Source organism: Kitasatospora papulosa (assembly GCF_000717245.1).
Classification (GTDB): domain Bacteria; phylum Actinomycetota; class Actinomycetes; order Streptomycetales; family Streptomycetaceae; genus Streptomyces; species Streptomyces papulosus.
In genome coordinates this window covers 1-25,588 of sequence record NZ_JNYQ01000027.1, presented here as the reverse complement: position 1 = coordinate 25,588, position 25,588 = coordinate 1, and the positions used below count along the sequence as shown (strand labels likewise).

Below are 25,588 nucleotides of genomic sequence, written 5' to 3'. Positions count from 1 at the left end.
TCAGCGCCGATGGTACTGCAGGGGGGACCCTGTGGGAGAGTAGGACGCCGCCGAACAATTATTCCGGGAAAGCCCCGTGCCCTTGTGGCACGGGGCTTTCCTGCGTTTCGGACAGGGGTCCCGTACCCCTGTGCGCCGGTGCCCGCAGACTGAGGGTAGGGTCAGGGGGCATCATTGGCACGTTCTTCACAGGAGGCCCCCGGGTGGAGGTCCAGGAGACTCGAGTTCAGACGGACCGAGTACTCACCATCCCCAACATCCTCAGCATGGCTCGCCTCGTCGGCGTACCGCTCTTCCTGTGGCTGATTCTCCGCCCTGTGTTCGGCGGGCCCAACAGTGATGGCTGGGCCCTGCTGGTACTGATGCTGAGCGGCATCAGTGACTACCTCGACGGCAAGCTCGCCCGCCGGTGGAACCAGATCAGCAGCCTCGGCCGGCTCCTGGACCCGGCCGCGGACCGCCTGTACATTCTGTCGACCCTCGTCGGGCTCACCTGGCGGGAGATCCTCCCACTCTGGCTCACGGCCGCGCTCCTCGCACGTGAGCTGATGCTCCTCGTCATGGTGGGAATCCTGCGCAGGCACGGCTATCCGCCGCCCCAGGTGAACTTCCTGGGCAAAGCTGCAACCTTCAACCTGATGTACGCCTTCCCCTTGTTGCTGCTCAGCGACGGAAGTGGTTGGCTGGCTTCGCTAGGCACCATTTTCGGATGGGCGTTCGCTGGATGGGGTACAACCCTCTATTGGTGGGCAGGGATCCTATACGTGGTCCAGGTCCGCCGTCTGGTCAAGGCGGATCAAGTAGCCGATTAGCTCGTTGACGTGGCGCCGTGCAGAGTCGCCGGCCCGCACCGGAATCTTTGGTGTTGCCCCGACGGGTGAAGTCGGCATGACCGTCGTCTCTTCGAGGAGGACGTTTCCGACATGAAGGCCGTCGTGATGGCAGGCGGTGAAGGCACCCGCCTTCGCCCCATGACCTCAAGCATGCCCAAGCCGCTCCTGCCCGTGGCCAATCGGCCGATCATGGAGCACGTGCTAAGGCTGCTCAAACGGCATGGGCTCAACGAAACCGTTGTCACCGTCCAGTTCCTCGCCTCTCTCGTCAAGAACTACTTCGGCGACGGCGAAGAACTCGGGATGGAGCTCAGCTATGCCAACGAGGAGAAGCCACTCGGTACCGCGGGAAGCGTGAAGAACGCCGAGGAGGCCTTGAAGGACGACACCTTCCTGGTCATTTCCGGCGACGCCCTCACCGACTTCGATCTCACGGATCTCATCGCGTTCCACAAGGAGAAGGGCGCACTCGTCACGGTGTGCCTGACCCGGGTCCCGAATCCACTGGAATTCGGGATCACGATCGTGGACGAGGACGGAAAGGTCGAGCGCTTCCTCGAGAAGCCGACCTGGGGCCAGGTCTTCTCGGACACGGTGAACACGGGCATCTACGTCATGGAGCCCGAAGTCTTCGACTACGTCCAGGCCGATACCTCGGTCGACTGGTCCGGTGACGTGTTCCCGCAGCTCATGAAGGACGGCAAGCTCATCTGCGGTTACGTCGCCGAGGGCTACTGGGAGGACGTGGGCACGCACGAGAGCTACGTGAAGGCCCAGGCCGACGTGCTGGAGCGCAAGGTCGACGTCGAACTCGACGGCTTCGAGATCTCCCCGGGCGTCTGGGTCGCGGAAGGCGCCGAGGTCCACCCCGACGCCGTCCTCCGAGGGCCGCTGTACATCGGTGACTACGCCAAGATCGAAGCCGGCGCCGAGATCCGCGAACACACCGTCGTCGGATCGAACGTCGTCGTGAAATCCGGTGCGTTCCTGCACCGTGCCGTCGTCCACGACAACGTCTACGTCGGCCAGCACAGTAATCTGCGCGGCTGTGTGATCGGCAAGAACACCGATGTCATGCGGGCGACCCGCATCGAGGACGGAGCCGTCATCGGCGACGAGTGCCTGATCGGTGAAGAATCGATCATTCAGGGCAACGTCCGGGTCTACCCGTTCAAGACCATCGAGGCCGGCGCCTTCGTCAACACCTCCGTGATCTGGGAGTCGCGTGGCCAGGCCCATCTCTTCGGGGCGCGTGGCGTCTCCGGGATCCTCAACGTCGAGATCACGCCGGAACTCGCCGTCAGGCTCGCCGGCGCCTATGCGACGACGCTGAAGAAGGGCGCCACGGTCACGACCGCGCGTGACCACTCCCGTGGTGCCCGCGCGCTGAAGAGGGCTGTCATCTCCGCCCTGCAGGCCAGCGCCATCGACGTGAGGGACCTGGAGAACGTGCCGCTTCCGGTGGCCCGCCAGCAGACCGCGCGGGGCAGCGCCGGCGGCATCATGATCCGTACGTCCCCCGGCGTACCGGACTCGGTCGACATCATGTTCTTCGACGAGCGTGGAGCCGATCTCTCCCAGGCGCGGCAGCGGAAGCTGGACCGGGTCTACGCCCGTCAGGAATACCGCAGGGCCTTCCCGGGGGAGATCGGGGACCTGCACTTCCCGTCGAGCGTCTTCGACTCCTACACCGGTTCCCTCCTGCGCAACGTCGACACCGCGGGCATCGCCGACGCGGGCCTCAAGGTGGTCGTGGACGCCTCCAACGGCAGCGCCGGGCTTGTCCTGCCCAGCCTGCTCGGACGTCTCGGTGTGGACGCGCTCACCATCAACCCCGGACTCGACGAGTCCCGGCCGACCGAGTCGGCCGAGTCCCGGCGAGCGGGCCTGGTCAGGCTCGGCGAGATCGTTTCCTCCGCGCGGGCCGCCTTCGGCGTGCGGTTCGACCCCGTCGGCGAACGGCTGTCGCTCGTCGACGAGCGCGGACACATCATCGAGGACGACCGCGCGCTGCTGGTCCTGCTCGACCTCGTGGCCGCCGAGCGCAGGAGCGGACGCGTGGCCCTGCCGGTGACGACCACGCGTGTCGCCGAGCAGGTGGCCGCCTACCACGGGACGCAGGTGGAGTGGACGACCACATCGCCGGACGACCTGACGCGGGTGGGCCGTGAGGACAGCACCATCTTCGGCGGCGACGGACGCGGCGGCTTCATCGTTCCCGAATTCAGCAGCGTCTTCGACGGCGCGGCGGCCTTCGTCAGGCTCATCGGCCTGGTGGCCAGGACGCAGCTCACTCTCAGCCAGATCGACGCCCGCATCCCGCGTGCGCACGTCCTGCGCCGTGACCTCGCCACACCGTGGGCGGTCAAGGGGCTCGTCATGCGCCGGGTCGTGGAGGCCGCGGGGGAGCGCAGCGTGGACACCACCGACGGCGTCCGGGTGGTCGAGACCGACGGACGTTGGGTGATGGTGCTGCCCGATCCGTCGGAGGCGGTCACTCACCTGTGGGCGGAAGGGCCCGACGACGCCTCGGCACAGGCGCTGCTCGACGAGTGGGCGGCGGTCGTGGACAGCGCGGGGGACTGACCGATCACCGCCTGTCCGGAAGCCGCGTGCCGCGGCTTCCGGACAGGCGGTGAGGCCATTCGGCGGCAGCGGGCATGACGTGCGACGATGTGCGGCATGTCGCAGCCGCCCCCCGATCGGAGTAGTGCCCCGACGCGCCCTCGCCCGGATGCGTCCATGTCGCTGCTGACCACTGTGATGGAACACAGCCTCGACGAGGGATACGCCGAGGCCTCGGCACGTCGCCGCTCCGAGGGCAGCGAGGGGATGCCCCGCACGCTGAAGTCGAAACTGGGCCTCGCCGCGGGGCTGGTCCTGGCCGCTCTCGTGGTGACGCTCGGCGGCGCCGAGGCCCAGGTCGCCGCACCGGTGGTGGCCAAGGAGCGCGAGGAGCTCATCGACCGCGTGAACGCCGAGACCGCCACGGCCGACACGCTGGAGGCCGACGTGGAGAAGCTGCGCAAGGACGTCGGCGAGCGGCAGCGCAAGGCGCTGCAGGAGCACGGCGGGGACCAGGGCGGCCTCGTGGCGCTGCTGTCCGGGGCCACCCCCGTCGAAGGTCCGGGGATCAAGCTGGTCGTGGACGACGCCGAAAACACCGACCAGGGCGGCGGCGGGCCCCGCGAGTCCACCGGCTTCGCCGACACCGGGCGGGTGCGCGACCGGGACATGCAACGCGTGGTCAACGGGCTGTGGCAGTCCGGCGCCGAGGCGGTGGCCATCAACGGACAGCGGCTCACCGCCCTCTCGGCGATCCGTGCGGCGGGCGACGCCATACTGGTCGACAACAGGCCGCTCGTGCCGCCGTACACGGTGCTCGCGGTGGGGGACGGGAAGAAGCTCGCAGCTGCCTTCCGGGACAGCGCCGACGGGCAGTATCTTCAAGCGCTGCACGAGAGCTTCGACATCCGCACCAGCATCTCCGAGCAGGAGAAGGTGCGCCTTCCGGCCGCGCCCAGCCTGATCGTACGTACAGCAGAGCCTCAGGCCGCAGACACGGGCAGTGGTGCGGCAGACACAGGGAAGGGCACATCGTGATCGCCGTACTGGGCCTCGTCGTGGGAGTCGTGGTCGGACTGTTGGTCCGCCCCGAAGTGCCGGCGGTGGTCGAGCCCTACCTGCCGATCGCCGTGGTGGCCGCGCTCGACGCCGTCTTCGGTGGTCTGCGGGCCATGCTCGACGGGATCTTCGTGGACAAGGTCTTCGTCGTGTCCTTCCTGTCGAACGTCGTGGTGGCCGCGCTCATCGTCTTCCTCGGGGACAAGCTGGGCGTCGGAGCCCAGCTGTCCACCGGTGTCGTGGTCGTGCTCGGTATCCGCATCTTCTCCAACGCCGCGGCCATCCGCCGCCACGTCTTCCGGGCGTGAGGCCGATGAGCAACGAACAGAACCCGTACGGCGAACAGCGCCACGGCGGTGCGCTCCCTCCCGAGGCGACCGCACCCGCGCCGTTCCGCGCGGCCCCGTCCGAGGAGGTCACCGGCCGACAGCGCCTGCGGGCCGGCCTCTGGCCCCCCAGGGTGAGCCGTGCCCAACTGATCGTCGCGCTTCTGCTGTTCGTCCTCGGCCTGGGGCTGGCCATCCAGGTCCGGTCGAACAGCGACAACAGCGCCCTGCGCGGAGCGCGTCAGGAGGACCTGGTCCGCATCCTCGACGAACTCGACAACCGCACCGAGCGCCTCGAGGACGAGAAGCAGCGTCTCGACGACCAGCGCACGGAGCTGGAGAACAGTTCCGACCAGGCGGAGGAGGCCCGGAAACAGACGCTCGAGAAGGAGCGGCAGCTGGGTATCCTGGCGGGCACGGTCGCTGCGCACGGTCCCGGTATCACCCTGACCATCAGTGATCCGACCGGCGCGGTGGAGGCCGACATGCTGCTCGACACGATCCAGGAGCTGCGCGCGGCCGGCGCCGAGGCGATCGAGATCAACGGTGTGCGGGTGGTGGCGAACACGTACTTCTCCGGTGACGGGGGAGAGTTGAGGGTGGACGGCCGCAGGATCGAGGCCCCGTACGAGTTCAAGGTCATCGGCAAGCCGCAGGACCTCGAACCGGCTCTCAACATCCCGGGCGGCGTGGTCCAGACGCTCGAGAAGGAACAGGCAACCGCGGAGGTCACGCGCGCCGACGACATCGTCGTGGACGCCTTGCGACCGGCGAAGCAGCCTGATTACGCTCGGTCGTCGTCACGGTGAGGCGGCGGCGCGCGGTGCTCGAAGGACTCGTGCACCACGTTGCGGGGGGTCGGCGCAACGGATCGGTGACGTGTGGTGGAAACTGTCGAGTGGATACGGACGTTGTGAGGATGTCCGGGTCGGCAGGTGTGGTCATTCAGGGTTCGTCCTGCCCCACGGGCGGGTCTATTTCGGTCAAGGGGAAACGCCCGTGAAGTTGTTTGCGAAGTTGTTCGGAAAGAGCGCCCGCGAGGACAGCAACAGCGCTGCCCGCCACCGCGCTCCGCGCCAGGGTCAGGGTGCCGAGGAGCAGGGCTCCGAGCGCCCGCTGTTCCGCGACGAGGTCCCCGGCGGTGCCGGCGCGTCGTCTGTTGACCCCGGCGGTGCAGGGCGCATAGGTTTCGGGGAATCATCGACCTCGAGTACGGGTGGAGGGTTCGCCTCCGCCACGGAGGGCTCCTCCATGCCGGTGTGTACGAGGTGCGGGCATCGGAACGCCGAGGCCAGTCGGTTCTGCTCCAACTGCGGTGCGCCGCTGAGGGGCGGAGTGCCCGAGCGCGCCTCGGAGACGACCTCGACCATCTCGATCTCCGGTATCGAGGCGTACGAGGCCGAGGCGACGGGCCAGACCGCCCTCCCCTCGCTCTCGCCGGAGGCCCAGGCCGCGGTCGACGCCCTGCCCGCGGGCTCGGCTCTCCTGGTCGTCCGACGTGGCCCGAACTCGGGAAGCCGCTTCCTGCTGGACGGCGACCTGACGACGGCCGGCCGTCACCCGCAGAGCGACATCTTCCTCGACGACGTGACCGTGTCGCGGCGTCATGTGGAGTTCCACAGGAGTCCGGAAGGTAGTTTCACCGTGGGCGACGTCGGCAGCCTCAACGGCACCTACGTCAACCGTGAGCGCATCGATTCCGTCGCGCTGACCAACGGCGACGAAGTCCAGATCGGAAAGTACCGGCTGGTCTTCTACGCGAGCCAGCGGGGCGTGTGACCCTCCCCCGGACACCGTCCGGGGGGACCCCAGGAAGGTCCATGCTGCGAACATCGACAGGCGGTGCCGGCCACGGCACCGCCTCCGCTGGTCAGCGCGCGATGAGCATCGGCACGGTGCTCCTGCAGCTGCGCGACGAATTCCCCGAAGTGACCATCTCCAAGATCCGCTTCCTGGAGGCCGAGGGGCTGATCGAGCCGCAGCGCACGCCGTCGGGATACCGGAAGTTCACTCCCGCCGACGTCGAGCGGCTGGCCCAGGTCCTGCGCATGCAGCGGGACCACTACCTGCCGCTCAAGGTCATCCGTGAGCACCTGGAGGCCCTCGCCCGCGGGGAGAGGGCCGCACTGCCGTCCGACGGCGGTCAGGACGAGCACACCGACCTTCTGCCGGACCAGGAGCCGGGCCGGGCCACCGCCACCCGGATCGGGCGTGCGGAGCTCCTGGCCGCCACGGAGGCCAGCGAGGAGCAGCTCGACGAGTGGGAGTCGTACGGGCTGATCGTGCCGGCCTCCGGCGGAAGCTACGACGCGGAGGCCGTGACCGTGGCCCGCCTGGTGGCGGATCTGGGCAGATTCGGTCTGGAACCTCGGCATCTGCGGGCCGTCAAGGCGGCCGCGGAGCGTGAGGCGGGACTGGTCGAACAGGTGGTCGCACCCCTGCGCCGGCACAGGAATCCGCAGACCAGAGCACATGCGGAGGCCACCGCGAGGGAGCTCGCGGACCTCTCCGTCCGGCTCCACGCCGCGCTCGTGCAGACGGCTCTGAAAGCCGGCTTCCACTGAGGGCGGAGGATCCCGACTATCCAAACATGGCGGGCACGTCCTAGGGTTGCTGTGTGAACGAGCTCGACGTTGTGGGTGTCCGGGTGGAAATGCCCTCCAACCAACCGATCGTGCTCCTGCGTGAAGTGGGAGGCGACCGGTACCTCCCTATTTGGATCGGCCCTGGGGAAGCGACCGCGATCGCCTTCGCCCAGCAGGGCATGGCTCCGGCCAGGCCGCTGACCCATGATCTCTTCAAGGATGTGCTCGAGGCCGTCGGCCAGGAGCTCACCGAGGTCCGCATCACGGACCTCAGGGAAGGGGTCTTCTACGCGGAGCTGGTCTTCGCCAGCGGGGTCGAGGTGAGCGCGCGTCCGTCCGACGCCATAGCGCTCGCCTTGCGCACCGGCACGCCGATCTACGGCAGTGACGGGGTCCTCGACGACGCGGGCATCGCCATCCCCGACGAGCAGGAGGACGAGGTGGAGAAGTTCCGCGAGTTCCTCGACCAGATCTCGCCGGAGGACTTCGGTACCAACAGCCAGTGACCGTCCGGCGAGGGCCGGCGTCAGCGCATCCGACAAGCCGTTCCCGGATTTCAGTCACGGGAAACCACCCTCAGGGTGATTATCACTCGGCGTGCCGAGTGTGGCGATCGTTGACGCACCCCTGGTGACTGCCTACCTTCGAGGTGGCAGGTCTAGGACGGAGGTCGGCGTGAGAAGTAGCGGCGACGGTACGGCTGCGGGTGGGCCGTACCGGCAGCACGGTGGTGCGGCCGACCACTCCATCAGACAGCCGGTTCAGCCGGCTGTGGTGGCAGCGGACGGTGCGGCAGGAACAGGGGACATCGGCTACCGGGGGCCGACGGCGTGCGCGGCGGCGGGAATCACCTACCGGCAGCTCGACTACTGGGCGCGTACGGGGCTCGTGGAACCGAGCGTGCGTCCTGCGTACGGCTCGGGCACACAGCGTCTCTACAGCTTCCGGGACGTGGTTCTCCTCAAGATCGTCAAGCGGTTCCTGGACACGGGGGTCGCTCTGCAGAACATCCGCACCACAGTCCAGCACCTGAGGGCACGCGGGTTCACGGATCTCGAGCGGATGACCCTGATGAGTGACGGGGCGACCGTCTACGAGTGCTCCTCGCCCGACGAGGTCGTCAGTCTGCTCCAGGGTGGCCAGGGAGTCTTCGGCATCGCCGTCGGTGTCGTCTGGCGGGATGTCGACGCGGCGCTGTCCCAGCTCCACGGTGAGCGTGTGGACACCGGGGAGACCCTCGTCGGCCACAACCCGGCCGACGAACTGGCGCGGCGGCGCAACCGCGCGGGCTGAACCACCGGGTCCGACGGCGCGGAGCGTGTGCCGGGCTGCGCGGTTGTCAGTGGCGTAAGGCAGCATCGGTCCGTGTGAGAGCCGCGCCCACCATCCTGCATCTCGACATGGATGCCTTCTACGCCTCTGCGGAGCAGGCGGCGAAGCCCAGCCTGCGTGGGAAGCCGGTGGTGGTGGGCGGCCTGGGGATGCGCGGCGTGGTCGCCACCGCGTCGTACGAGGCGCGGCGGCTCGGGGTGCATTCGGCGATGCCGATGGCCCAGGCGAGGCGGCTCGCGCCCAACGCGGCGTATCTCGTCCCGCGGTTCGCGCTCTACCGGACGGTGAGCGACCAGGTGATGGAGCTGCTCGGGCGGCTGTCACCGCTCGTCGAGCCGCTCAGCCTGGACGAGGCGTTCGTCGACCTGGAGGCCGGCGGGGTCGCCGAGGACTCGGTGTCCGCCCGTGCGGTCGGTGAGCAGCTCCGCACCGTGATCCGGGCCGTCACGGGACTCAGCGGTTCGGTCGGCCTCGCCGGCTCCAAGATGCTGGCCAAGATCGCCTCCGAGGAGGCGAAACCGGACGGGCTGATGCTGATCGAGCCGGGCACCGAGCGCGAGCTCCTGGCCCCCATGTCCGTGCGCATTCTCCCGGGCGTGGGCCCCGCCACCGGCGACCATCTGCGCCGCGCCGGAATGACCGTCGTCAGTCACCTGGCGGACGCGGGCGAGGCGGAGCTCGTACGCCTGCTCGGCAGGGCCCACGGCGTCGCGCTCCACCGCATGGCGCTGGGCCACGACGACCGTCCCGTCGTCGCCGAGCGGGACGCCAAGTCGGTCTCGGTCGAGGACACCTTCGACGTCGACCTGCACGACCGGGTGCGCGTCAGGACGGAGGTGGAGCGGCTCGCGTCCCGGTGCGTGCAGCGGCTGCGAGGCGCGGGGCGGTCCGGGCGGACCGTCGTCCTCAAGGTGCGCCGCTACGACTTCTCCACGCTCACCAGGTCCGAGACGCTGCGTGGGCCCACCGACGACCCCACGGTCGTCAGGGAGGCCGCTGCGCGGCTTCTGGAGGCCGTGGACACGACGGGCGGGGTCCGGCTGCTCGGGGTCGGCGTCACAGGACTGGCGGACTTCACACAGGAGGACCTCTTCGCACAGGCCGCCGACGCGGAGCACGCCGCCGGGGAAGCCGCGGCGGCCGACATCCCCCCGGACGACCGGGACGCCGCCGAGGGCGGGGCGACGGGGGCGGACGACCGGGAGGGCGAGGAACAGCCGGCCGCCAGGCGCTGGCCGGCCGGACACGACGTACGGCACGACGTCCACGGGCACGGCTGGGTGCAGGGCAGTGGCGTCGGCCGCGTCACCGTGCGCTTCGAGGAGCCGTGGTCGCCGCCCGGCCGGGTACGCACGTTCCGGGTCGACGACCCCGAACTGCGGCCCGCCGACCCGCTGCCCCTGGTGCGTGACCCGGAGGACTACTCCTCCTGGCCCGCCAGCCTGCCGAAGTCCCTGTCGGGACCCGTTTCGGAGGAGGGGGAGGAGTCCAGCCCGTAGTGGCGGTAGAGCTGCAGTTCCTGTTCGGGGGACAGATGACGGCCCACTCCGAAGTCGGGGGCGTCCTTGATCAGGGTCCGGTCGAACGGGATCAGGAGGGCGCCGTCGACGAACTCGCTCGGCTCCAGAGGGACGAACGCGTCCCTGGTGAAGAGGCCGGTGCGCACGGCGGCCCACTCGGGCACCCCGGTGGCGTCGTCGAGGTAGACCTCGTCCACCGTCCCGATCTTGGCACCTTGACGGTCGAAGGCCTTGCGGCCGATCAGGCTGCGCGGATCGATGTCGGTCTGCACGGTGCCTCCACTGGTCACGACTGCATCAGGTGGTCGCGGCTGCTCCACCAGCTCTACGAAAGGCCACATCCGGGTCGTCGGCCACTCGAGACGGCCCGCGCCGACCCCGCTGGTAGGCTGGAACACGGCTGCTGACCCTGTGCGGGAGAGTCCTCCGGAGAGATCCGGGGGCGCCGAAGGAGCAACTCCTCCCCGGAATCTCTCAGGCCCCCGTACCGCACGGACGAGGTCACTCTGGAAAGCAGGTCGGAATCCGTACGGCACACGCCGCGACGGGCCCCGCCCTCACCGACGGTGAAAGCCGGTACGCCCCGGGGCGCGCCGGTGAAGCTCTCAGGTCGAGATGACAGAGGGGGAGGCCGTTCGGGCAGCCACGCCGTGGCGCCCCTCGCAGGTCGTGGCAGACCAGGAGGCCTCCATCATGACCCCCCGTCGCACTCCGCTCTCCCAGCTGGAGCAGGGCATTCCGTTCGAGCAGCGCCACATCGGGCCCGATGCCGGGGCTCAGGCGAAGATGCTCGCCCAGGTCGGCTACGGCTCACTCGACGAGCTCACCGCAGCCGCGGTGCCCGATGTGATCAAGAGCGCTGAGGCTCTGAACCTCCCCGAGGCGCGCACCGAGGCAGAGGTCCTGGCCGAGCTGCGCAGCCTCGCCGACCGCAACCAGGTGCTCGCACCGATGATCGGTCTCGGCTACTACGGCACGTTCACCCCGCCGGTGATCCTGCGCAACGTCATGGAGAATCCCGCCTGGTACACGGCGTACACGCCGTACCAGCCGGAGATCTCCCAGGGCCGGCTCGAGGCCCTGCTCAACTTCCAGACGATGGTCGCCGACCTCACCGGGCTGCCGACATCCGGCGCCTCGCTCCTCGACGAGGGCACGGCCGCGGCCGAGGCCATGGCCCTGGCGCGGCGGGTCGGCAAGGTGAAGGACGGCGTCTTCCTGGTCGACGCCGACACCCTGCCGCAGACCGTCGCGGTGATCGAGACCCGCGCGGAGCCGACCGGTGTCGAGGTCGTCGTGGCCGACCTCTCCGAGGGCATCCCCTCGGAGATCGCCGAGCGCGGCGTCTTCGGCGTGCTGCTCCAGTACCCGGGCGCCTCCGGTGCCGTACGCGACATCAAGCCCGTCATCGAGCAGGCGCACGAGCTGGGCGCGATCGTGTCCGTCGCGGCCGACCTGCTGGCCCTGACCCTGCTCACCTCCCCTGGCGAACTGGGCGCGGACATCGCCGTGGGCACCACACAGCGGTTCGGCGTCCCCATGGGCTTCGGCGGACCGCACGCCGGGTTCATGGCCGTACGCGAGAAGTTCGCCCGCAGCCTGCCCGGCCGCCTCGTCGGGGTGTCCGTCGACGCCGACGGCGACAAGGCCTACCGGCTGGCGCTGCAGACCCGCGAGCAGCACATCCGCCGTGAGAAGGCGACCAGCAACATCTGCACCGCGCAGGTGCTGCTCGCCGTCATGGCCGGCATGTACGCCGTCTACCACGGTCCCGACGGGCTGCGGACGATCGCCCGGCGTACCCACCGGTTCGCCGCGATCCTGGCCGAGGGACTGCGGGCGGCCGGGACCGAGGTCGTGCACGACGCGTACTTCGACACCCTGACCGTCCGTGCCCCCGGCGCCGCCGCCGACGTGGTCGCCGCCGCGCGCGGGCGCGGGGTGAACCTGCGCCTGGTCGACGCCGACCACGTCTCCGTCGCGTGTGACGAGACCACCACCCGTACGCAGATCGCCGCCGTCTGGGCCGCCTTCGGAGCCGGTGGCGACATCGAGGCGCTCGATGCCGCGACCGCCGACGCGCTGCCCGAGGGTCTGCTGCGCACCGACGCGGTGCTCACCCACCCGGTCTTCCACCGGCACCGCTCCGAGACGGCGATGCTGCGCTACCTGCGCAAGCTCGCCGACCGCGACTACGCGCTGGACCGCGGCATGATCCCTCTCGGCTCCTGCACAATGAAGCTCAACGCGACCGCCGAGATGGAGTCGATCACCTGGCCCGAGTTCGGCGCGCTGCACCCCTTCGCGCCGGCCGAGCAGGCGCAGGGCTTCCTCACCCTGATCCGCGAGCTGGAGGAGCGTCTCGCGGAGGTCACCGGGTACGACGCCGTCTCCATCCAGCCCAACGCCGGCTCGCAGGGCGAGTTCGCCGGACTGCTGGCCGTCCGCGCGTACCACCGGGCCAACGGGGACGACGGCCGCACCGTCTGCCTGATCCCGTCCTCCGCGCACGGCACCAACGCCGCGAGCGCCGTCATGGCGGGCATGAAGGTCGTCGTGGTGAAGACCGCCGACGACGGCGAGGTCGACATAGAGGATCTCCGGGCCAAGATCGCGAAGCACCGCGACGAGCTTGCCGTCCTCATGATCACCTACCCCTCCACGCACGGCGTCTTCGAGGAGCACGTCGCCGACATCTGCGGCGAGGTGCACGACGCCGGCGGCCAGGTGTACGTGGACGGTGCCAACCTCAACGCGCTGGTCGGTCTCGCCAAGCCGGGCCATTTCGGTGGCGACGTGTCCCACCTGAACCTGCACAAGACCTTCTGCATCCCGCACGGCGGCGGCGGCCCCGGCGTCGGTCCGGTCGGAGTGCGCGCCCACCTGGCGCCGTACCTGCCCAACCACCCCCTGCAGCCTGCTGCGGGCCCCGACACCGGCGTCGGGCCGATCTCGGCCGCTCCGTGGGGCTCCGCGGGTATCCTGCCGATCTCCTGGGCGTACGTACGCCTGATGGGGGGCGAGGGGCTGAAGCGGGCGACGCAGGTCGCCGTACTCGCGGCCAACTACATCGCCAAGCGTCTCGAACCGCACTTCCCGGTCCTGTACAACGGGCCGGCCGGTCTCGTCGCGCACGAGTGCATCATCGACCTGCGTCCGATCTCGAAGGCGACCGGCGTCAGCATCGACGACATCGCCAAGCGGCTGATCGACTACGGCTTCCACTCGCCGACCATGTCGTTCCCGGTGGCGGGAACCCTGATGATCGAGCCCACGGAGAGCGAGGACCTCGCCGAACTCGACCGCTTCTGCGACACGATGATCGCCATCCGCGGCGAGATCGACAAGGTCGCGTCGGGGGAGTGGAGCCGGGACGACAACCCGCTGCGCAACGCTCCGCACACGGCCGCGGCGCTCGGCGGGGAGTGGGCCCACGCCTACAGCCGTCAGGAGGCGGTCTTCCCGGCCGGCGTCTCACCGGCGGACAAGTACTGGCCGCCGGTGCGCAGGATCGACGGCGCGTTCGGTGACCGCAACCTGGTCTGCTCCTGCCCGCCCCTGGACGCGTACGACCAGTAGGGAAACGGACCACCAGGAGGCACGCCGATGTGTGTCGGGGCCGGTGCGGAGAATCCTCCGGGCCGGCCCCCGTGCTCCGTCCGCCCGCGGTCAGGCGGCCTTCATGACCTGGCCGCTCCTCAGCGGCCGGTGCGGGGCGATGATCTGCCCGTCGGGGAGCAGCTCGCCGGTGTCCTCGAAGAGCAGGACGCCGTTGCACAGCAGGCTCCAGCCCTGTTCCGGGTGGTGAGCCATCAGGCGGGCGGCTTCACGGTCGTTGGATTCAGCGGTCGGGCAGGGGGGCTGGTGCTGGCACATGGATGGGTTCTTTCGCTGCGTCGATTCGAGTGTCGTGCGGCTGGACGAGGTCTTCATGGCCGCTTCCGTATCGAGCGGTCCGGTCCCAGTGTTGCCCCACGGGCCTCTCTCCGCAGGGATTTCGTGACAGCCGCTGTTCTCCTCCCACGACGCGTCACCCGGCCGGACGGTTCGACGTAACTCCACTGTCCGTTCGGATGGTTCGGGGTGACCTGTACGGACTAGTCCGGACGGGGACGGACGTGCCCCCACCGAGCGGATCGGCAGGGGCACGCGGGGGACGGGCGGTCAGGCGGGCGATCCGAGCAGGCCGGGGAGCTCGGGGAGATCCGGAAGGGGCGCCGGGGTGACCCGCAGGGTCATGACCGGGAGCAGCTCCGCGACCCGGTGCGGTCGATAGGCCGTGATGCCCGTGGGGGCCGGTGCCAGCGGCACCAGCACGTCGGACGGCGCCAGCGTGCCGGCACCGGCGTCGTCCTCGACGTCGTGGTGCAGCCACAGCGTGAACATGTACAGCTCGGGAACCGACAGCAGCCGCGGCTGGTAAAGCGTCGCCGTCGACTCCGCCTGGCGCAGGGCGAGTTCGGTGGAGACGATGTAGGGGCCCTCGAAGAAGTGCGAGAAGGCCCAGCCGTCGGGGGTGAGCATGGTGTCCGCGGCGGCGACGGCGCGCTCACCGCTGCGGATCAGGAAGCGCCAGCCGGCGAGGCGGGTGCGTGGTGCGGCCTCGTTCGGCACGATCCGGTCCAGCACATGGACGGGAAGCGGGAGTTCGGGACTCAGCGATCCCTGGACGGACCGGAGAGCGGGCGTATGGGCCTCGCGGACTGCGGTGGGAGAACCGAGTGCCGCGAGAACGCTGCGCAGTGCGGGCGCTGGGGCCGGAGAAACATGCAGCGGCATGGTGGGTCGCCTCTCACTTCGGAGACACGGTGGTGCGTGGGCGGGTGCAGACGGCGCTGTCGGCGTGCGGGGCCAGAGGAAGGCCGGTGACGGGCGGCCGGGCCGGTGCGTCAACTCTCTGCCTCGTGCGCAGAGTTTATACGACAAATGTTCACACTATGTTTCGGCTACTCGTCCCGCTTATTGCCCGCAAGGCGGATTCAAGTCCTTGAATTGTGCGGAATCTGTTGATTCGGGCCGCTCCCGGCGCCCGTCGCCAGGTACTTTCCCGATGCGGCGGTAGGCTGAAACACATCGGTGTTTCCGCGTCGCAAACCGACGGGGCAACTGCATATGCCCCATGCCTTCGGAATGTGCCTCCGGCTCCAGTCACCAGACTACTGGGTGCTCGTCGGACGTGGGGGCGTTACGGATCATCTCGGCGGGGCATTATCGATCGTGATACGAGCGGCCTGGGCCGCGGGCCGCCCACTCGAGGAGGGACCCTTCGATGGGCGAGAAGGTCGTGGCGGGCGCGTTCGCCCCGTCCGATCGGCAGACGTACCGCGAGAAGCTGACCCAGTGCCTGACGGTGCTGGAGAGGCTCCTGTCGGAGCGGAGGTTCGATCGCCCCAGGAATCTCATGGGGCTGGAGATCGAGCTGAATCTCGCGGGTTCGGACGGCATGCCGAGGATGCGGAATGCGGAGGTGCTCCAGCGCATCGCCAGCCGGGATTTCCAGACGGAGCTGGGGATGTTCAACCTGGAAGTGAATATTCTTCCCCACCGGCTGAGCGGCCGGGTATTCGATCAGCTGGCGGAGGAGCTGCGTACGGGGCTGGCCTATGCCCATCGGAAGGCCGCGGAGGTCGACGCCGGGATCGTGATGATCGGTATCCTGCCGACCCTCGGACGGGAGGACGTGGTTTCGGCGAACCTGTCGGACGTCGACCGCTACACGCTCCTGAACGACCAAATGGCTGCTGCCCGCGGTGAGGAATTCGTCCTCGATATCGAAGGAGTCGAACGACTGGTCTCGACCTCCGCCTCGATCGCTCCCGAATCGGCCTGCACATCGGTGCAGTTGCACCTGCAGGTGACCCCGGACCGCTTCGCCGACGTCTGGAACGCGGCCCAGGCCATCACCTCCGTGCAGATCGCGCTGGGCGCCAACTCGCCCTTCCTGTTCGGCAAGGAACTGTGGCGCGAGTCGAGGCCGCCGCTGTTCCAGCAGGCCACGGACGTACGGCCGCCCGAGCTGCGGAATCAGGGGGTACGCCCCAGGACCTGGTTCGGAGAGCGCTGGATCGGTTCGGCGTACGAGCTCTTCGAGGAGAACGTCCGTTACTACCCGCCCCTGCTGCCGATCTGCGACGAGGAGGATCCGCTCCGGGTCCTGGCCGAGGGCGGCGTCCCGTCACTCGCCGAACTCGTGCTGCACAACGGCACGGTCTACCGCTGGAACCGGCCGGTGTACGGGGTGGCCGACGGCGTCCCCCATCTGAGGGTCGAGAACCGGGTCCTGCCCGCCGGTCCCACGGTCGTCGACGTGATCGCCAACTCGGCCTTCTACTACGGTCTGGTGCGCGCGCTCGCCGACGAGTCCCGGCCGGTGTGGTCGAAACTGCCCTTCGAGGCGGCGGCCGAGAACTTCGACGCCGCGTGCCGCCACGGGATCGACGCGGAGTTGCTCTGGCCGCGCCCCGGCCGCTCCGGAGGGGTGGCGAAGGTGCCGGCGGTGAAGCTGGTGCGGGACGAACTGCTGCCGCTCGCGGCAGCGGGGCTCGACGCCTGGAACATCGAACCCGCCGACCGGGACCGCTACCTCGGCGTGATCGAGGAGCGCTGCAGGCTCCGGGTGAACGGCGCCTCCTGGCAGGTCGACACCTACCACCGGGCCCTGGAGGCCGGTCTCGAACGGGAAGGTGCGCTGGCGGCCACCACCCGGCGCTACGGCGAGCTGATGCAGTCCGGTGAGCCGGTGCACACCTGGCCCGTCGGGTTCCCCGCCCCCTGAGGAGGAGTCCGCCCGGTGTCCCGCCTCCCCGCTTCCGTCGGGCAAGCTATGACGACGCACGGCTGACGGCAGCTGTACAGGTGGAGGCGGGGCGCGTGGCTGAATCCATTCCTCACGAGGGGATGTCCCGGCGGATCCTGCGGTCGGAGACGCTGCTCGTCCTGGCTCTCTCGCTCGGGGCCAGTGGGGTGTCCGCCCTGATCAGCTTCGTCGGGTCGCTGACGAAGCCCGGGGGCCTCAAGGACCAGGCCGCGACGCTCAACGGGTCGTACGCCCCCGGGCGGCCCTGGCTGGACCTGGCCTGGCAGCTGTTCGGCATCGCCTCGGCGCTGGTGCCCGTCGCGCTCGTCGCCCATCTGCTCCTCCGCGAAGGAGCGGGTCTGCGTACCCTCGGCCTCGACCGCACCAGGCCGGGGCCGGACCTCGGCCGGGGCACCTTGATCGCCGCGGGGATCGGCAGCGCAGGGCTGGCCTTCTACCTGGTGGCACGGGCCGCGGGATTCAACCTGACGGTGGTGCCGGAGTCGCTGCCCGACGTGTGGTGGAAGTTCCCCGTCCTCATCCTCTCCGCGGTGCAGAACTCGCTCGTCGAGGAGGTCATCGTCGTCGGCTATCTGCTGCGGCGGCTGGGGCAGCTGGGATGGACTCCGATGGCCGCCCTGGTGGCGAGTTCCGTGCTGCGCGGCTCATACCACCTGTACCAGGGGATCGGCGGCTTCATCGGGAACATGGTCATGGGCGTGGTCTTCGTTCTGCTGTACCGGCGCTGGGGGCGAGTCGGGCCGCTGGTCGTCGCACACGCCCTGCTCGACATCGGGGCGTTCGTCGGATACGCCCTGCTGGCAGGGAAGGTGGACTGGCTTCCCACCCCGTGACCGGGCGGCCCTGCACCCCCCGCTCACAGCCCGGTGAGCAGTTCCCCGTCGATCACCGTGACGGCGCTGCCCGTGAGCAGGGTGCGTGCGCCGCGCAGTGAGGCGCGGACCAGCCCGGAGCGGGCGGAGGCCTGAAGTCCCACGAGGTCGTGTCGGCCGAACCGGGCCGCCCAGAAAGGTGCCAGGGCGGTGTGGGCGCTTCCGGTCACCGGGTCCTCGTCGATGCCGACCGCGGGGAAGAAGCCTCGCGAGACGAAGTCGTACCCGCTCGTGGGGTCCGCGGCCGGCGCCGTGGCGATGACACCCCGCCGGGAGCAGCCTGCCAGCGCGGTGAAGTCCGGCCGCAGGGCTCTCACGGCCGCTTCGTCCGGCAGTTCCACGAGCAGGTCCCCGACGTGCTCGCCCGTGTCGTGGAGCGAGAGCGGCGTGGCGCCGAGTGCGTCGGCCAGCCCCGGCGGGGCCGGCACGGGTGTCAGCGGTGCCGTGGGGAAGTCCAGCGTCAGGGTGCCGTCGTCATGGGCTGTGGTGCGCAGGACCCCGGAGCGGGTGGCGTGGCGGACCGTGCCGCTCGCCGCTCCGGTGGTGTGCAGGACGTGCGCGGTGGCGAGCGTCGCGTGCCCGCAGAGGTCGACCTCGGTGGCCGGGGTGAACCAGCGCAGCGCCCAGTCGGCGTCGCCGCCCGGCGGCAGCGGAAGGGCGAACGCGGTCTCCGAGAGGTTGACCTCGGAGGCGAGCAGCTGGAGGCGGTCGTCCTCGGGGAACGCCCCGGGCTCCAGGATCACCACTCCTGCGGGGTTGCCGGCGAAGGGGCGGTCGGTGAACGCGTCGACGATGCGGATCTTCATGGGGCCGACGGTAGGCGGGGCCGCCCGGAGCGGTCCAAGGCCAATCGCGCATACGCGGCCCCGGGCGGTGAGGTCCCCCCGGAGGCGGGAGGCCGAATCAAGGGCCTTGCCATGCGATAGCTTCCGATATATCGTCGAGGCATCGCGACAGTTCAAGGAAGAGTCGCGAAGGTATATCGACGAGAGGAGCGCGTCATGCGTTCACATGGAAACGACCACGGATGCGGCCCCGGGCGCCGCGGCGCCGGCCGGGAGGGCTTCGAGGGCGGCCGTGCCGCGTTCGGACCGTTCGGACCGCCCTTCGGAGGCGGACCCTTCGGCGGCGGGCGCGGCCGGGGAGGCGGTCGGGGGAGGGCTCGGCGCGGTGACGTGCGCGCGTCGATCCTCGCCCTGCTCACGGACCGTTCGATGCACGGATACGAGATGATCCAGGAGATCGGCGAGCGCAGCGGCGGGGCCTGGAAGCCCAGCCCCGGCTCGGTGTACCCCACCCTCCAGCTGCTGGAGGACGAGGGCCTGATCGTGAGCGCCAGCGAGGGCGGCAAGAAGCTGTTCACCCTTACCGACCTGGGGCGCGGAGAGGCCGAGTCCGGCCCCGACGCCCCCTGGGAGGAGGCGGGACGCGGCGTCGACTGGGAAGGCGTGAACGAGATCCGGCAGGCCGGGTTCGGCCTGATGGAGGCGTTCGGCCAGGTCTGGAAGACCGGCTCGGCCGACCAGCGGCAGAAGGCGCTCACGGTGATCAACGACGCCCGCAAGAAGCTGTACCTGATCCTCGCCGACGAGGACTGAGCCGTGCGGCACGCGTACGCGGAGAAGGGCCCCTGGTGGGGCCCTTCTTCTGTTCGCCTCCGCGCGCCGCGGACGCCGCCGTGCACCCCGGCGCGGCGTGATCTCATCCGCAAGGATGAGGGGGCCCTCCACGGACCCCGACTTCTGCGGGATGACGGATGGGCCGCACCGGGGATGTTTCCGCTCCCCGGGACTGATGGGGTGGAGAGGTGCACATCCGGACATCAGGGATCCCCGAGCAAGCTCCGCCGAACCACCCGTGGGCCGGTGCGGGGCTGAGCTCCGCGATGACCGTCGTGGTGACCGGCGCGCGCAGGCGAGCGGTGCGCGACGGTGACCGTCATGTCGACACCGCACATCTCCTGCACTCCCTGGTGGAGTCCGACCCCGCGGTCCGGGAGGTCTTCGACGGAGGCCCGCAACTGGCCAGGGTGCTCGGCTACCTCGTGCAGCGCAGCATCGGGTACGGCCTCCGCTGGCAGGGGACTCAGGAGGATTCGGGCGGGTTCCCGGCCGTTCCGGAGCCCGCCGGTGAGGGGTGGTCGCCCTCGGCGTCGGCGGCGATGGACCGTGCGGCCCGCACTGCGCTACGGCGCGGGGAACCGTACGCCGACGGCCTCGACCTCCTCGCGGCGCTGGTCGCGGACCCGCGCTGCCGTGCGGTGGAGGTGCTGGACCGCGCCGGGGTCGCCGTCGAGCCGCTGAGCGTCCGTGCGGCGGACCTGCAGGCGGCGCGGGAGCCGCAGAGGTGATCACGGACACGCCGCTGACAGGTGTGACGGGGGTGACGCTGCTGACGCCTGCTGCCATGATGTGCCGATGCACGCGTCTCAGAAGAGAAGTGCCGGTCTGGGCCTGGCCCTTGCCTCGGCCTTCGCGTTCGGCGGTTCAGGGGTTGCGGCCAAGCCGCTGATCGAGACGGGCCTGGACCCGTTGCACGTGGTGTGGCTCCGGGTGACGGGTGCCGCCCTCGTGATGCTTCCGGTCGCCTGGCGGCACCGGCGTCTCGTGAGGGAGCGGCCCGTACTGCTCGCCGGTTTCGGTCTGTTCGCCGTGGCCGGGGTCCAGGCCTTCTACTTCGCCTCGATCTCGCGCATCCCGGTGGGTGTCGCCCTCCTCATCGAATACCTGGCGCCCGCGCTCGTCCTCGGGTGGGTGCGCTTCGTGCAGCGGCGTCCCGTCACCCGTGCCGCCGCCGTCGGTGTGGTGCTGGCGGTCGGCGGACTCGCCTGTGTCGTCGAGGTGTGGGCCGGACTGGGCTTCGACGCGGTCGGGCTGCTGCTCGCGCTCGGCGCGGCGTGCTGCCAGGTGGGCTACTTCGTCCTGTCGGACCAGGGAGCCGGTCACGGGGAGACCGCGGACTCCGAGCCCCCGCACCCCATGGGCGTGATCGCGTACGGGCTGCTGGCCGGTGCGGCCGTGCTCACGGTGGTGGCCGGCCCCTGGGCCATGGACTGGGCGGTCCTCGGCGGGAGCGCGGAGATGAACGGGCACGACGTACCCGCGTGGCTGCTGCTCTGCTGGATCGTGCTGCTCGCGACCGTGCTGGCCTACGCCACCGGTGTGGTGTCGGTGCGCCTGCTCTCGCCGCAGGTCGCCGGTGTCGTCGCCTGTCTCGAGGCGGTCGTCGCGACCGTGCTCGCCTGGGTGCTCCTGGGCGAGCACCTCTCCCCGCCCCAACTGGTGGGAGGCGGCGTGGTGCTGATCGGCGCCTTCATCGCGCAGTCCTCCGCACCCAGGCCCCCGTCGGGGCCGGTGGCATCGGGGCCGGGCGTGACGGTGGCCGGGGCGGCCGAGGCGCAGGAACCGGCCGGTACCGGGAGCGAGCTGTCCCGGCCTCCGGCCTCGTCGTAGGAATCCCTCCCGCGGGCTCAGGAGGAGCCGGGGCGTCCCGCGCCGTCACCCTGGAGCGCCGTGAGGTAGTCCGGCACCCGGACAGCGGGGTCCAGGTCGTCGGACGGCACCGGGGTCCCGTAACTCCGGGCCACCGGGATCACGCCCGCCCAGTGCGGCAGGGTGAGGTCCTCCGGCTCGTCGTTCGGGCCGCCGGTACGGATCTTGGCGGAGACCTCGTCGAGGTCGAGGCGGATCACCGCGGTCGCGGCCAGTTCCTTCGTGTCCGCCGGCCGGGAGTCCTTCGACCTGCCGGGAACCACCTGGTCGACGATGGCGTCGAGTGCGACGCGCCGTTCCTCCGGGTCGGTCACCGTCCGGGCGGTGCCGTGGACCACGACGGAGCGGTAGTTCATCGAGTGGTGGAAGGCGGAACGGGCCAGCACCAGGCCGTCCAGATGCGTGACGGTCAGGCAGACGGCGAGGCCCGGATCCGCCGCACCGGTCGCGCGCAGCGGGCGTGATCCCGTCGAGCCGTGGACGTACAGCCGGTCGCCGATCCGGCCGAACAGGGTGGGCAGCACGACCGGTGCGCCGTCGCGGACGAAACCGAGATGGCACAGGTACGCCGCGTCGAGTATCGAGTGCACCGTTTCCTTGTCGTACGCGGCGCGCTGCCTGGCGCGGCTCGGGACCGTGCGCTCCGTCGGCTCGTAGGCGGCAGCCCCCGGGAGGCCGGTGCTGTCGGGCGTGGCGGTGTCCGGCATTGCGTTCTCCATTGCACTAGTGCATACTTGGCTTTGTGCTAGGAGAGTATCGGATCAATGGGCGGCGTGCATCCGAAATCGCCGCGAGTGTGGAGCGCGGCGTCGCCTCGGGGGATCTCGCGCCCGGTCATGTCCTGCCGCCCATGAGGGAGTTGGCGGCGCTGCTGGGCGTCAATCCCAACACGGTGGCCGCCGCCTACCGGACCCTCCGTGAGCGCGGGGTGATCGAGACCGCGGGGCGGCGGGGGAGTCGCGTGCGACCCCGGCCGGCGAGCACGGCTCGCGGTTCGCTCCGGGTGGAGGCCCCTTCGGGGGTGCGTGACCTGGGCGACGGCAATCCCGACCCCGCCCTGCTGCCGGGCCTCGGCGAGGCTCTGGCCGCCGCCGCGGCGGCATACGGCCGGGAGCCGCACCTCTACGGCGACGCGACGGTGATCCCCCGGTTCGAGGAGATCGCGCGAGCCGGGCTGGATGCCGACGGTGTGCCCGGCGGGCCGCTCGCCGTGGCCTCCGGGTCCCTCGACGCGATCGAGCGGGTGCTCACCGCACACCTCAGGCCGGGTGACGCGGTGGCCGTCGAGGACCCGGGGTGGGGGGCTCTGCTCGACCTCGTCCCCGCCCTCGGTATGCGTGTCGTGCCGGTGGCGCTGGACGAGGAGGGGCCGCTGCCCGGAGAGGTGGAGCGGGCCCTGCGGGCGGGGGCCGCGGCTCTGGTGGTCACCGACCGGGCGCAGAATCCGACCGGTGCGACGGTGACGGGCGGACGGGCCGAGGAGCTGCGGTCCGTCCTCGCGGAGCATCCCGGCGTGCTCCTGATCGAGGACGACCACGGCCACGCCATCGTCGACCTGCCGGTGCACCCCCTCGCGGGGGTCACGGAGCGCTGGGCCTTCGTGCAGTCCGTCTCCAAGGCGTACGGGCCCGATCTGCGGCTCGCCGTGCTCACCGGCGACGCACTGACCGTGGACCGGGTGGCGGGGCGTCAGAGTCTCGGGCCCGGCTGGGTGAGCGGACTGCTTCAGCGGACCGTCGCGCACCTGTGGGCGACGGGTGCCGTCGACACTCCGGCCGTCGCCCGCTCCTACGGGGAGCGCAGGGACGCGCTCATCCGGGCCTTGGGGGAGCGGGGCGTCGAGGCGTACGGGCGGACGGGGATGAACGTATGGGTGCCCGTCGGTGACGAGACCGGGGCGGTCGCCAGGCTGCTGCACGCCGGCTGGGCGGTGGCGCCGGGGGCGCGGTTCCGGATCGCCTCGCCGCAGGGGGTGCGGCTGACCGTCTCGACGCTGTCGGCCACGGACATCGAGCCCCTGGCCGACGCGGTGGCGGCGGCCGCACCGCCCGCCCGCCCGGTCAGCTACGGCTGACCGGCCCGGCGGCGGTACGGCTGGAGGTGTCCGGGCCGGCCGTTCCGGCACCGGCGACGCGACGGGACGCGCCGGTGGAGCCGCGGCTCCTGCTCTGCGTGAGTGCGGCGCCCGCGAGGACCACCAGGGCACCGACAGGAGTGTTCCAGTTCAACCGCTCACCCAGCAGGGTCACTCCGGCCGCCGTGGCGATCACCGGGATGAAGTAGGTGACCATCTGTGCCGTCGTCGGGCCGACCTCCTCGACGAGCCCGTACTGCAGGAGGACGGCGAGCCCGGTGCCGAGCGCCCCCAGGGCGATGACGGCGAGCGTGGGAAACAGCGGCACGTGCGCCGGCATGTCCGTGAACATCGGCAGGACAACGGCGAGTTGGACGGTACCCAGGAGGAGCTGGCTACCGGTCAGCGAAAGCCTCGACGAGCCCGTGCCGGCCAGGGTGCGACGGACGTAGATCCAGCCGACCGGGTAGCTGAGCGAGGCGAGCAGGGCCATCACCGTGCCGGTCACGTCCAGCCCCGAGAACCCCTGCCAGGCGCCCAGCACCGTCAGTACGCCGAGGAAACCGAGGCCGAGCCCCGCGACGCGACGACGGGTCGGCCGGTCCTCGGAGAGCGCGACGAGCGAGAGCGCCATGCCCCACAGGGGCGAGGTCGCGTTGCAGATGCCGGCGAGGGTGGACGGGATGGTCAGTTCGGCGTACGCGAAGAGCGAGAACGGCAGCGCGTTGAGGAAGAACGCCGCGACGAAGAGATGGCCCCAGGTCCGAGCCGCGCGTGGCAGTCGCTCGCGGCGCACCGCCATGGCGACCGCGAGCACAGCCGTTCCGGACAGCAGTCTGCCGAAGGTCACCTGGAAAGGGGCGTACCCGTCGGTGCCGACCTTGATCAGCAGAAAGCTGAACCCCCAGATCAGCGACAGCGCGGCGAACCGGATGCGCCAGTCCACGGCCGGCCGGCGCGGTGACGCCCCGGGTGGGGACGGGTCGGAGGTGGGCGCGGATCCTCGTCCGGCTGCAGCGTTCATGCGTCAACCATGACGAGTGCAATAGCGTAGGACAAGTGAGACTTCATTCGTTGTTTGTCGTAGCATCGCTTACATGTTGAATCTGGAGCGCCTACGCACGCTGGACGCCCTCGCCCGGCACGGATCGGTGGGCGGAGCGGCCGACGGCCTCCACGTCACCACCTCCGCGGTCTCCCAGCAGATGGCCAAACTGGAACGCGAGGTGGGGCAGCAGCTCCTGGCCAGGAACGGGCGGGGCGTCCGCCTCACCGACGCCGGCCGGCTGCTCGCGGACCACGCGGCGAAGATCCTCTCGCAGGTGGAGATCGCACAGTCCGACATCGAGGCCCAGCGCGGCCAGGTGGTGGGCGAGGTCCGCCTCGCTGCGTTCCCGACGGCCGCACGGGGCCTGTTCCCCGCGGCCCTCGCCGGGCTGCGCGCCGAGCACCCCGATCTCAGGGTGCGTACGACCGAGCTGGAGCCGGAGAGCGGAATCCGCGCGGTGCTCCGGGGCGACGTGGACCTCGCCGTGGTGCTCGACTGGAGCAACAAGCGGCTGCCGGTCCCCGGAGGTCTGGCCAAGGCCGAGCTCCTGGACGACGCGCCGGACATCGCCATGCCCGCGGATCATCCGCTGGCGGGCCGTACCGACGTCGACATGGAGGACTTCGCCGACGACGACTGGGTGTCCTGGCCGGAGGGCGAATTCTGTTACGAATGGCTGATGTTCACCCTGCGCTCCAAGGGTATCGAGCCCCGGATCGCGCACCTGGCCGGCGAGCACCACACCCAACTCGCTCTGATCGCAGCCGGTTTCGGAGTCTGTGTGGCACCCCGGCTCGGACGGGGGCCGGTGCCTGAGGGGGTGCGCCTGGTGCCCGTCCGGCAGCCGATGAGGCGCCATGTCCACGCGGTGTGGCGCTCGGACGCGGACCGGCGGCCGTCGATCCGGGCCGCGGTCGGCGCTCTGCGCTCCGCGGGCCGGGCCCTCCACGCAACGGATTCCTGAAGGGGCTAGGGCCTGTGTGAGGTCGTGATCAATATCTGCGTTCCGCTGCCGTGCCGGGACGGATCACGGTAGAACGCCGGTGTGACGCGCCGACAGCTCAGT

24 protein-coding genes and 1 riboswitch are annotated in these 25,588 nt (G+C 70.3%); of the genes, 18 read left to right on the top strand and 6 right to left on the bottom strand.

The features are described from left to right. The first annotated feature begins 203 nt into the window (after window positions 1–203). From clsA to IA22_RS0132565, 10 genes are all read left to right on the top strand, one after another. On the top strand, window positions 204–812 hold the full coding sequence (gene clsA, locus IA22_RS0132610) for a cardiolipin synthase ClsA (RefSeq protein WP_014157479.1): 609 nt from the start codon (window positions 204–206) through the stop codon (window positions 810–812). A gap of 111 nt (window positions 813–923) precedes the next feature. Next, window positions 924–3,419, top strand: coding sequence for a mannose-1-phosphate guanyltransferase (locus IA22_RS0132605; protein ID WP_014157480.1), 2,496 nt, complete (start codon window positions 924–926; stop codon window positions 3,417–3,419). Window positions 3,420–3,575: 156 nt separating this feature from the next. Then, on the top strand, window positions 3,576–4,436 hold the full coding sequence (locus IA22_RS0132600) for a DUF881 domain-containing protein (RefSeq protein WP_030125732.1): 861 nt from the start codon (window positions 3,576–3,578) through the stop codon (window positions 4,434–4,436). After that, window positions 4,433–4,765 (top strand): small basic family protein, encoded by a 333-nt coding sequence (locus IA22_RS0132595; RefSeq protein WP_003970459.1) that lies wholly within the window; start codon window positions 4,433–4,435, stop codon window positions 4,763–4,765. The genes IA22_RS0132600 and IA22_RS0132595 overlap by 4 nt, the downstream gene beginning before the upstream one ends. 5 nt (window positions 4,766–4,770) lie before the next feature. Then, window positions 4,771–5,592: a DUF881 domain-containing protein gene (locus tag IA22_RS0132590; protein WP_014157482.1), complete on the top strand. Its 822-nt coding sequence runs from the start codon at window positions 4,771–4,773 to the stop codon at window positions 5,590–5,592. Window positions 5,593–5,782: 190 nt separating this feature from the next. Next, the gene (locus IA22_RS0132585) at window positions 5,783–6,562 is read left to right on the top strand and encodes an FHA domain-containing protein (RefSeq protein ID WP_078468462.1); all 780 of its coding nucleotides are present in this window, start codon (window positions 5,783–5,785) and stop codon (window positions 6,560–6,562) included. A gap of 41 nt (window positions 6,563–6,603) precedes the next feature. Beyond that, window positions 6,604–7,347, top strand: coding sequence for a transcriptional regulator FtsR (gene ftsR, locus IA22_RS0132580; protein ID WP_014157484.1), 744 nt, complete (start codon window positions 6,604–6,606; stop codon window positions 7,345–7,347). Between the two features lie 53 nt (window positions 7,348–7,400). Beyond that, window positions 7,401–7,874 carry a bifunctional nuclease family protein gene (locus IA22_RS0132575; protein ID WP_006123076.1) on the top strand — a complete coding sequence of 158 codons (474 nt, stop codon included), beginning with the start codon at window positions 7,401–7,403 and terminating at the stop codon, window positions 7,872–7,874. A gap of 169 nt (window positions 7,875–8,043) precedes the next feature. Beyond that, on the top strand, window positions 8,044–8,661 hold the full coding sequence (locus IA22_RS0132570) for a MerR family transcriptional regulator (RefSeq protein WP_014157485.1): 618 nt from the start codon (window positions 8,044–8,046) through the stop codon (window positions 8,659–8,661). Between the two features lie 74 nt (window positions 8,662–8,735). Next, window positions 8,736–10,199: a DNA polymerase IV gene (locus IA22_RS0132565; protein WP_030125730.1), complete on the top strand. Its 1,464-nt coding sequence runs from the start codon at window positions 8,736–8,738 to the stop codon at window positions 10,197–10,199. Here IA22_RS0132565 and IA22_RS0132560 read toward each other — a convergent pair. Further along, on the bottom strand, window positions 10,121–10,492 hold the full coding sequence (locus IA22_RS0132560; protein WP_014157487.1) for a PRC-barrel domain-containing protein: 372 nt from the start codon (window positions 10,490–10,492) through the stop codon (window positions 10,121–10,123). The two genes, IA22_RS0132565 and IA22_RS0132560, sit on opposite strands and share 79 nt — an antisense overlap. Before the next feature lie 132 nt (window positions 10,493–10,624). Beyond that, window positions 10,625–10,720, top strand: a riboswitch (glycine riboswitch). A gap of 193 nt (window positions 10,721–10,913) precedes the next feature. On the opposite strand from IA22_RS0132560, the gene gcvP reads away from it, so the two are divergent. Continuing rightward, entirely contained in the window at window positions 10,914–13,799 is a 2,886-nt protein-coding gene (gene gcvP, locus IA22_RS0132555; protein WP_030125729.1) for an aminomethyl-transferring glycine dehydrogenase, read from the top strand. 90 nt (window positions 13,800–13,889) lie between these two features. Here gcvP and IA22_RS0132550 read toward each other — a convergent pair whose 3' ends face one another. Then, on the bottom strand, window positions 13,890–14,096 hold the full coding sequence (locus IA22_RS0132550; protein WP_030125728.1) for a DUF5999 family protein: 207 nt from the start codon (window positions 14,094–14,096) through the stop codon (window positions 13,890–13,892). A 288-nt stretch (window positions 14,097–14,384) separates the two neighbouring features. After that, window positions 14,385–14,999, bottom strand: coding sequence for a hypothetical protein (locus IA22_RS0132545; protein ID WP_014157490.1), 615 nt, complete (start codon window positions 14,997–14,999; stop codon window positions 14,385–14,387). A 490-nt stretch (window positions 15,000–15,489) separates the two neighbouring features. Between IA22_RS0132545 and IA22_RS0132540 the strand changes: the two genes are divergently transcribed. Further along, window positions 15,490–16,995 carry a glutamate-cysteine ligase family protein gene (locus IA22_RS0132540; protein WP_014157491.1) on the top strand — a complete coding sequence of 502 codons (1,506 nt, stop codon included), beginning with the start codon at window positions 15,490–15,492 and terminating at the stop codon, window positions 16,993–16,995. A 122-nt stretch (window positions 16,996–17,117) separates the two neighbouring features. Beyond that, window positions 17,118–17,870 carry a CPBP family intramembrane glutamic endopeptidase gene (locus IA22_RS0132535; protein WP_078468463.1) on the top strand — a complete coding sequence of 251 codons (753 nt, stop codon included), beginning with the start codon at window positions 17,118–17,120 and terminating at the stop codon, window positions 17,868–17,870. 23 nt (window positions 17,871–17,893) lie between these two features. On the opposite strand, the gene IA22_RS0132530 is transcribed toward IA22_RS0132535, so the two are convergent. Next, a complete protein-coding gene (locus IA22_RS0132530; RefSeq protein ID WP_014157493.1) occupies window positions 17,894–18,715 on the bottom strand; it encodes a PhzF family phenazine biosynthesis protein in 822 nt (273 codons plus the stop codon). A 195-nt stretch (window positions 18,716–18,910) separates the two neighbouring features. Here IA22_RS0132530 and IA22_RS0132525 point away from each other — a divergent pair, with 195 nt between their 5' ends. The 3 genes from IA22_RS0132525 to IA22_RS0132515 all read left to right on the top strand — a co-directional run bounded on the left by IA22_RS0132525 (window position 18,911) and on the right by IA22_RS0132515 (window position 21,361). Next, window positions 18,911–19,507, top strand: coding sequence for a PadR family transcriptional regulator (locus IA22_RS0132525; protein ID WP_014157494.1), 597 nt, complete (start codon window positions 18,911–18,913; stop codon window positions 19,505–19,507). A 209-nt stretch (window positions 19,508–19,716) separates the two neighbouring features. Continuing rightward, a complete protein-coding gene (locus tag IA22_RS0132520) occupies window positions 19,717–20,259 on the top strand; it encodes a Clp protease N-terminal domain-containing protein (protein ID WP_030125727.1) in 543 nt (180 codons plus the stop codon). Between the two features lie 67 nt (window positions 20,260–20,326). Next, window positions 20,327–21,361, top strand: coding sequence for an EamA family transporter (locus IA22_RS0132515; protein WP_030125726.1), 1,035 nt, complete (start codon window positions 20,327–20,329; stop codon window positions 21,359–21,361). Between the two features lie 17 nt (window positions 21,362–21,378). Here the strand turns inward: IA22_RS0132515 and IA22_RS0132510 are convergent, their stop codons facing one another. After that, on the bottom strand, window positions 21,379–22,107 hold the full coding sequence (locus IA22_RS0132510) for a pyridoxamine 5'-phosphate oxidase family protein (RefSeq protein WP_030125725.1): 729 nt from the start codon (window positions 22,105–22,107) through the stop codon (window positions 21,379–21,381). A gap of 35 nt (window positions 22,108–22,142) precedes the next feature. On the opposite strand from IA22_RS0132510, the gene IA22_RS0132505 reads away from it, so the two are divergent. Next, complete coding sequence (locus IA22_RS0132505) at window positions 22,143–23,474, top strand: aminotransferase class I/II-fold pyridoxal phosphate-dependent enzyme (RefSeq protein WP_078468464.1); 1,332 nt, start codon at window positions 22,143–22,145, stop codon at window positions 23,472–23,474. On the opposite strand, the gene IA22_RS0132500 is transcribed toward IA22_RS0132505, so the two are convergent. Next, entirely contained in the window at window positions 23,461–24,498 is a 1,038-nt protein-coding gene (locus IA22_RS0132500; RefSeq protein ID WP_239987834.1) for a DMT family transporter, read from the bottom strand. The genes IA22_RS0132505 and IA22_RS0132500 overlap by 14 nt on opposite strands. A gap of 73 nt (window positions 24,499–24,571) precedes the next feature. Here IA22_RS0132500 and IA22_RS0132495 point away from each other — a divergent pair, with 73 nt between their 5' ends. Further along, entirely contained in the window at window positions 24,572–25,486 is a 915-nt protein-coding gene (locus IA22_RS0132495) for a LysR family transcriptional regulator (protein WP_030125722.1), read from the top strand. Window positions 25,487–25,588: the final 102 nt, after the last annotated feature.

Bases quoted from the DNA above. Each gene is read 5' to 3' on its own strand.
- IA22_RS0132530 (WP_014157493.1), bottom strand. From the start codon at position 18,715: ATGAAGATCCGCATCGTCGACGCGTTCACCGACCGCCCCTTCGCCGGC.
- IA22_RS0132500 (WP_239987834.1), bottom strand. From the start codon at position 24,498: ATGAACGCTGCAGCCGGACGAGGATCCGCGCCCACCTCCGACCCGTCC.
- IA22_RS0132535 (WP_078468463.1), top strand. From the start codon at position 17,118: ATGTCCCGGCGGATCCTGCGGTCGGAGACGCTGCTCGTCCTGGCTCTC.
- IA22_RS0132590 (WP_014157482.1), top strand. From the start codon at position 4,771: ATGAGCAACGAACAGAACCCGTACGGCGAACAGCGCCACGGCGGTGCG.
- IA22_RS0132515 (WP_030125726.1), top strand. From the start codon at position 20,327: ATGCACGCGTCTCAGAAGAGAAGTGCCGGTCTGGGCCTGGCCCTTGCC.
- IA22_RS0132510 (WP_030125725.1), bottom strand. From the start codon at position 22,107: ATGCCGGACACCGCCACGCCCGACAGCACCGGCCTCCCGGGGGCTGCC.
- IA22_RS0132540 (WP_014157491.1), top strand. From the start codon at position 15,490: ATGGGCGAGAAGGTCGTGGCGGGCGCGTTCGCCCCGTCCGATCGGCAG.
- IA22_RS0132525 (WP_014157494.1), top strand. From the start codon at position 18,911: ATGCGTTCACATGGAAACGACCACGGATGCGGCCCCGGGCGCCGCGGC.
- IA22_RS0132605 (WP_014157480.1), top strand. From the start codon at position 924: ATGAAGGCCGTCGTGATGGCAGGCGGTGAAGGCACCCGCCTTCGCCCC.
- IA22_RS0132495 (WP_030125722.1), top strand. From the start codon at position 24,572: ATGTTGAATCTGGAGCGCCTACGCACGCTGGACGCCCTCGCCCGGCAC.
- IA22_RS0132600 (WP_030125732.1), top strand. From the start codon at position 3,576: ATGTCGCTGCTGACCACTGTGATGGAACACAGCCTCGACGAGGGATAC.
- IA22_RS0132550 (WP_030125728.1), bottom strand. From the start codon at position 14,096: ATGTGCCAGCACCAGCCCCCCTGCCCGACCGCTGAATCCAACGACCGT.
- IA22_RS0132545 (WP_014157490.1), bottom strand. From the start codon at position 14,999: ATGCCGCTGCATGTTTCTCCGGCCCCAGCGCCCGCACTGCGCAGCGTT.
- gcvP (WP_030125729.1), top strand. From the start codon at position 10,914: ATGACCCCCCGTCGCACTCCGCTCTCCCAGCTGGAGCAGGGCATTCCG.
- ftsR (WP_014157484.1), top strand. From the start codon at position 6,604: ATGCTGCGAACATCGACAGGCGGTGCCGGCCACGGCACCGCCTCCGCT.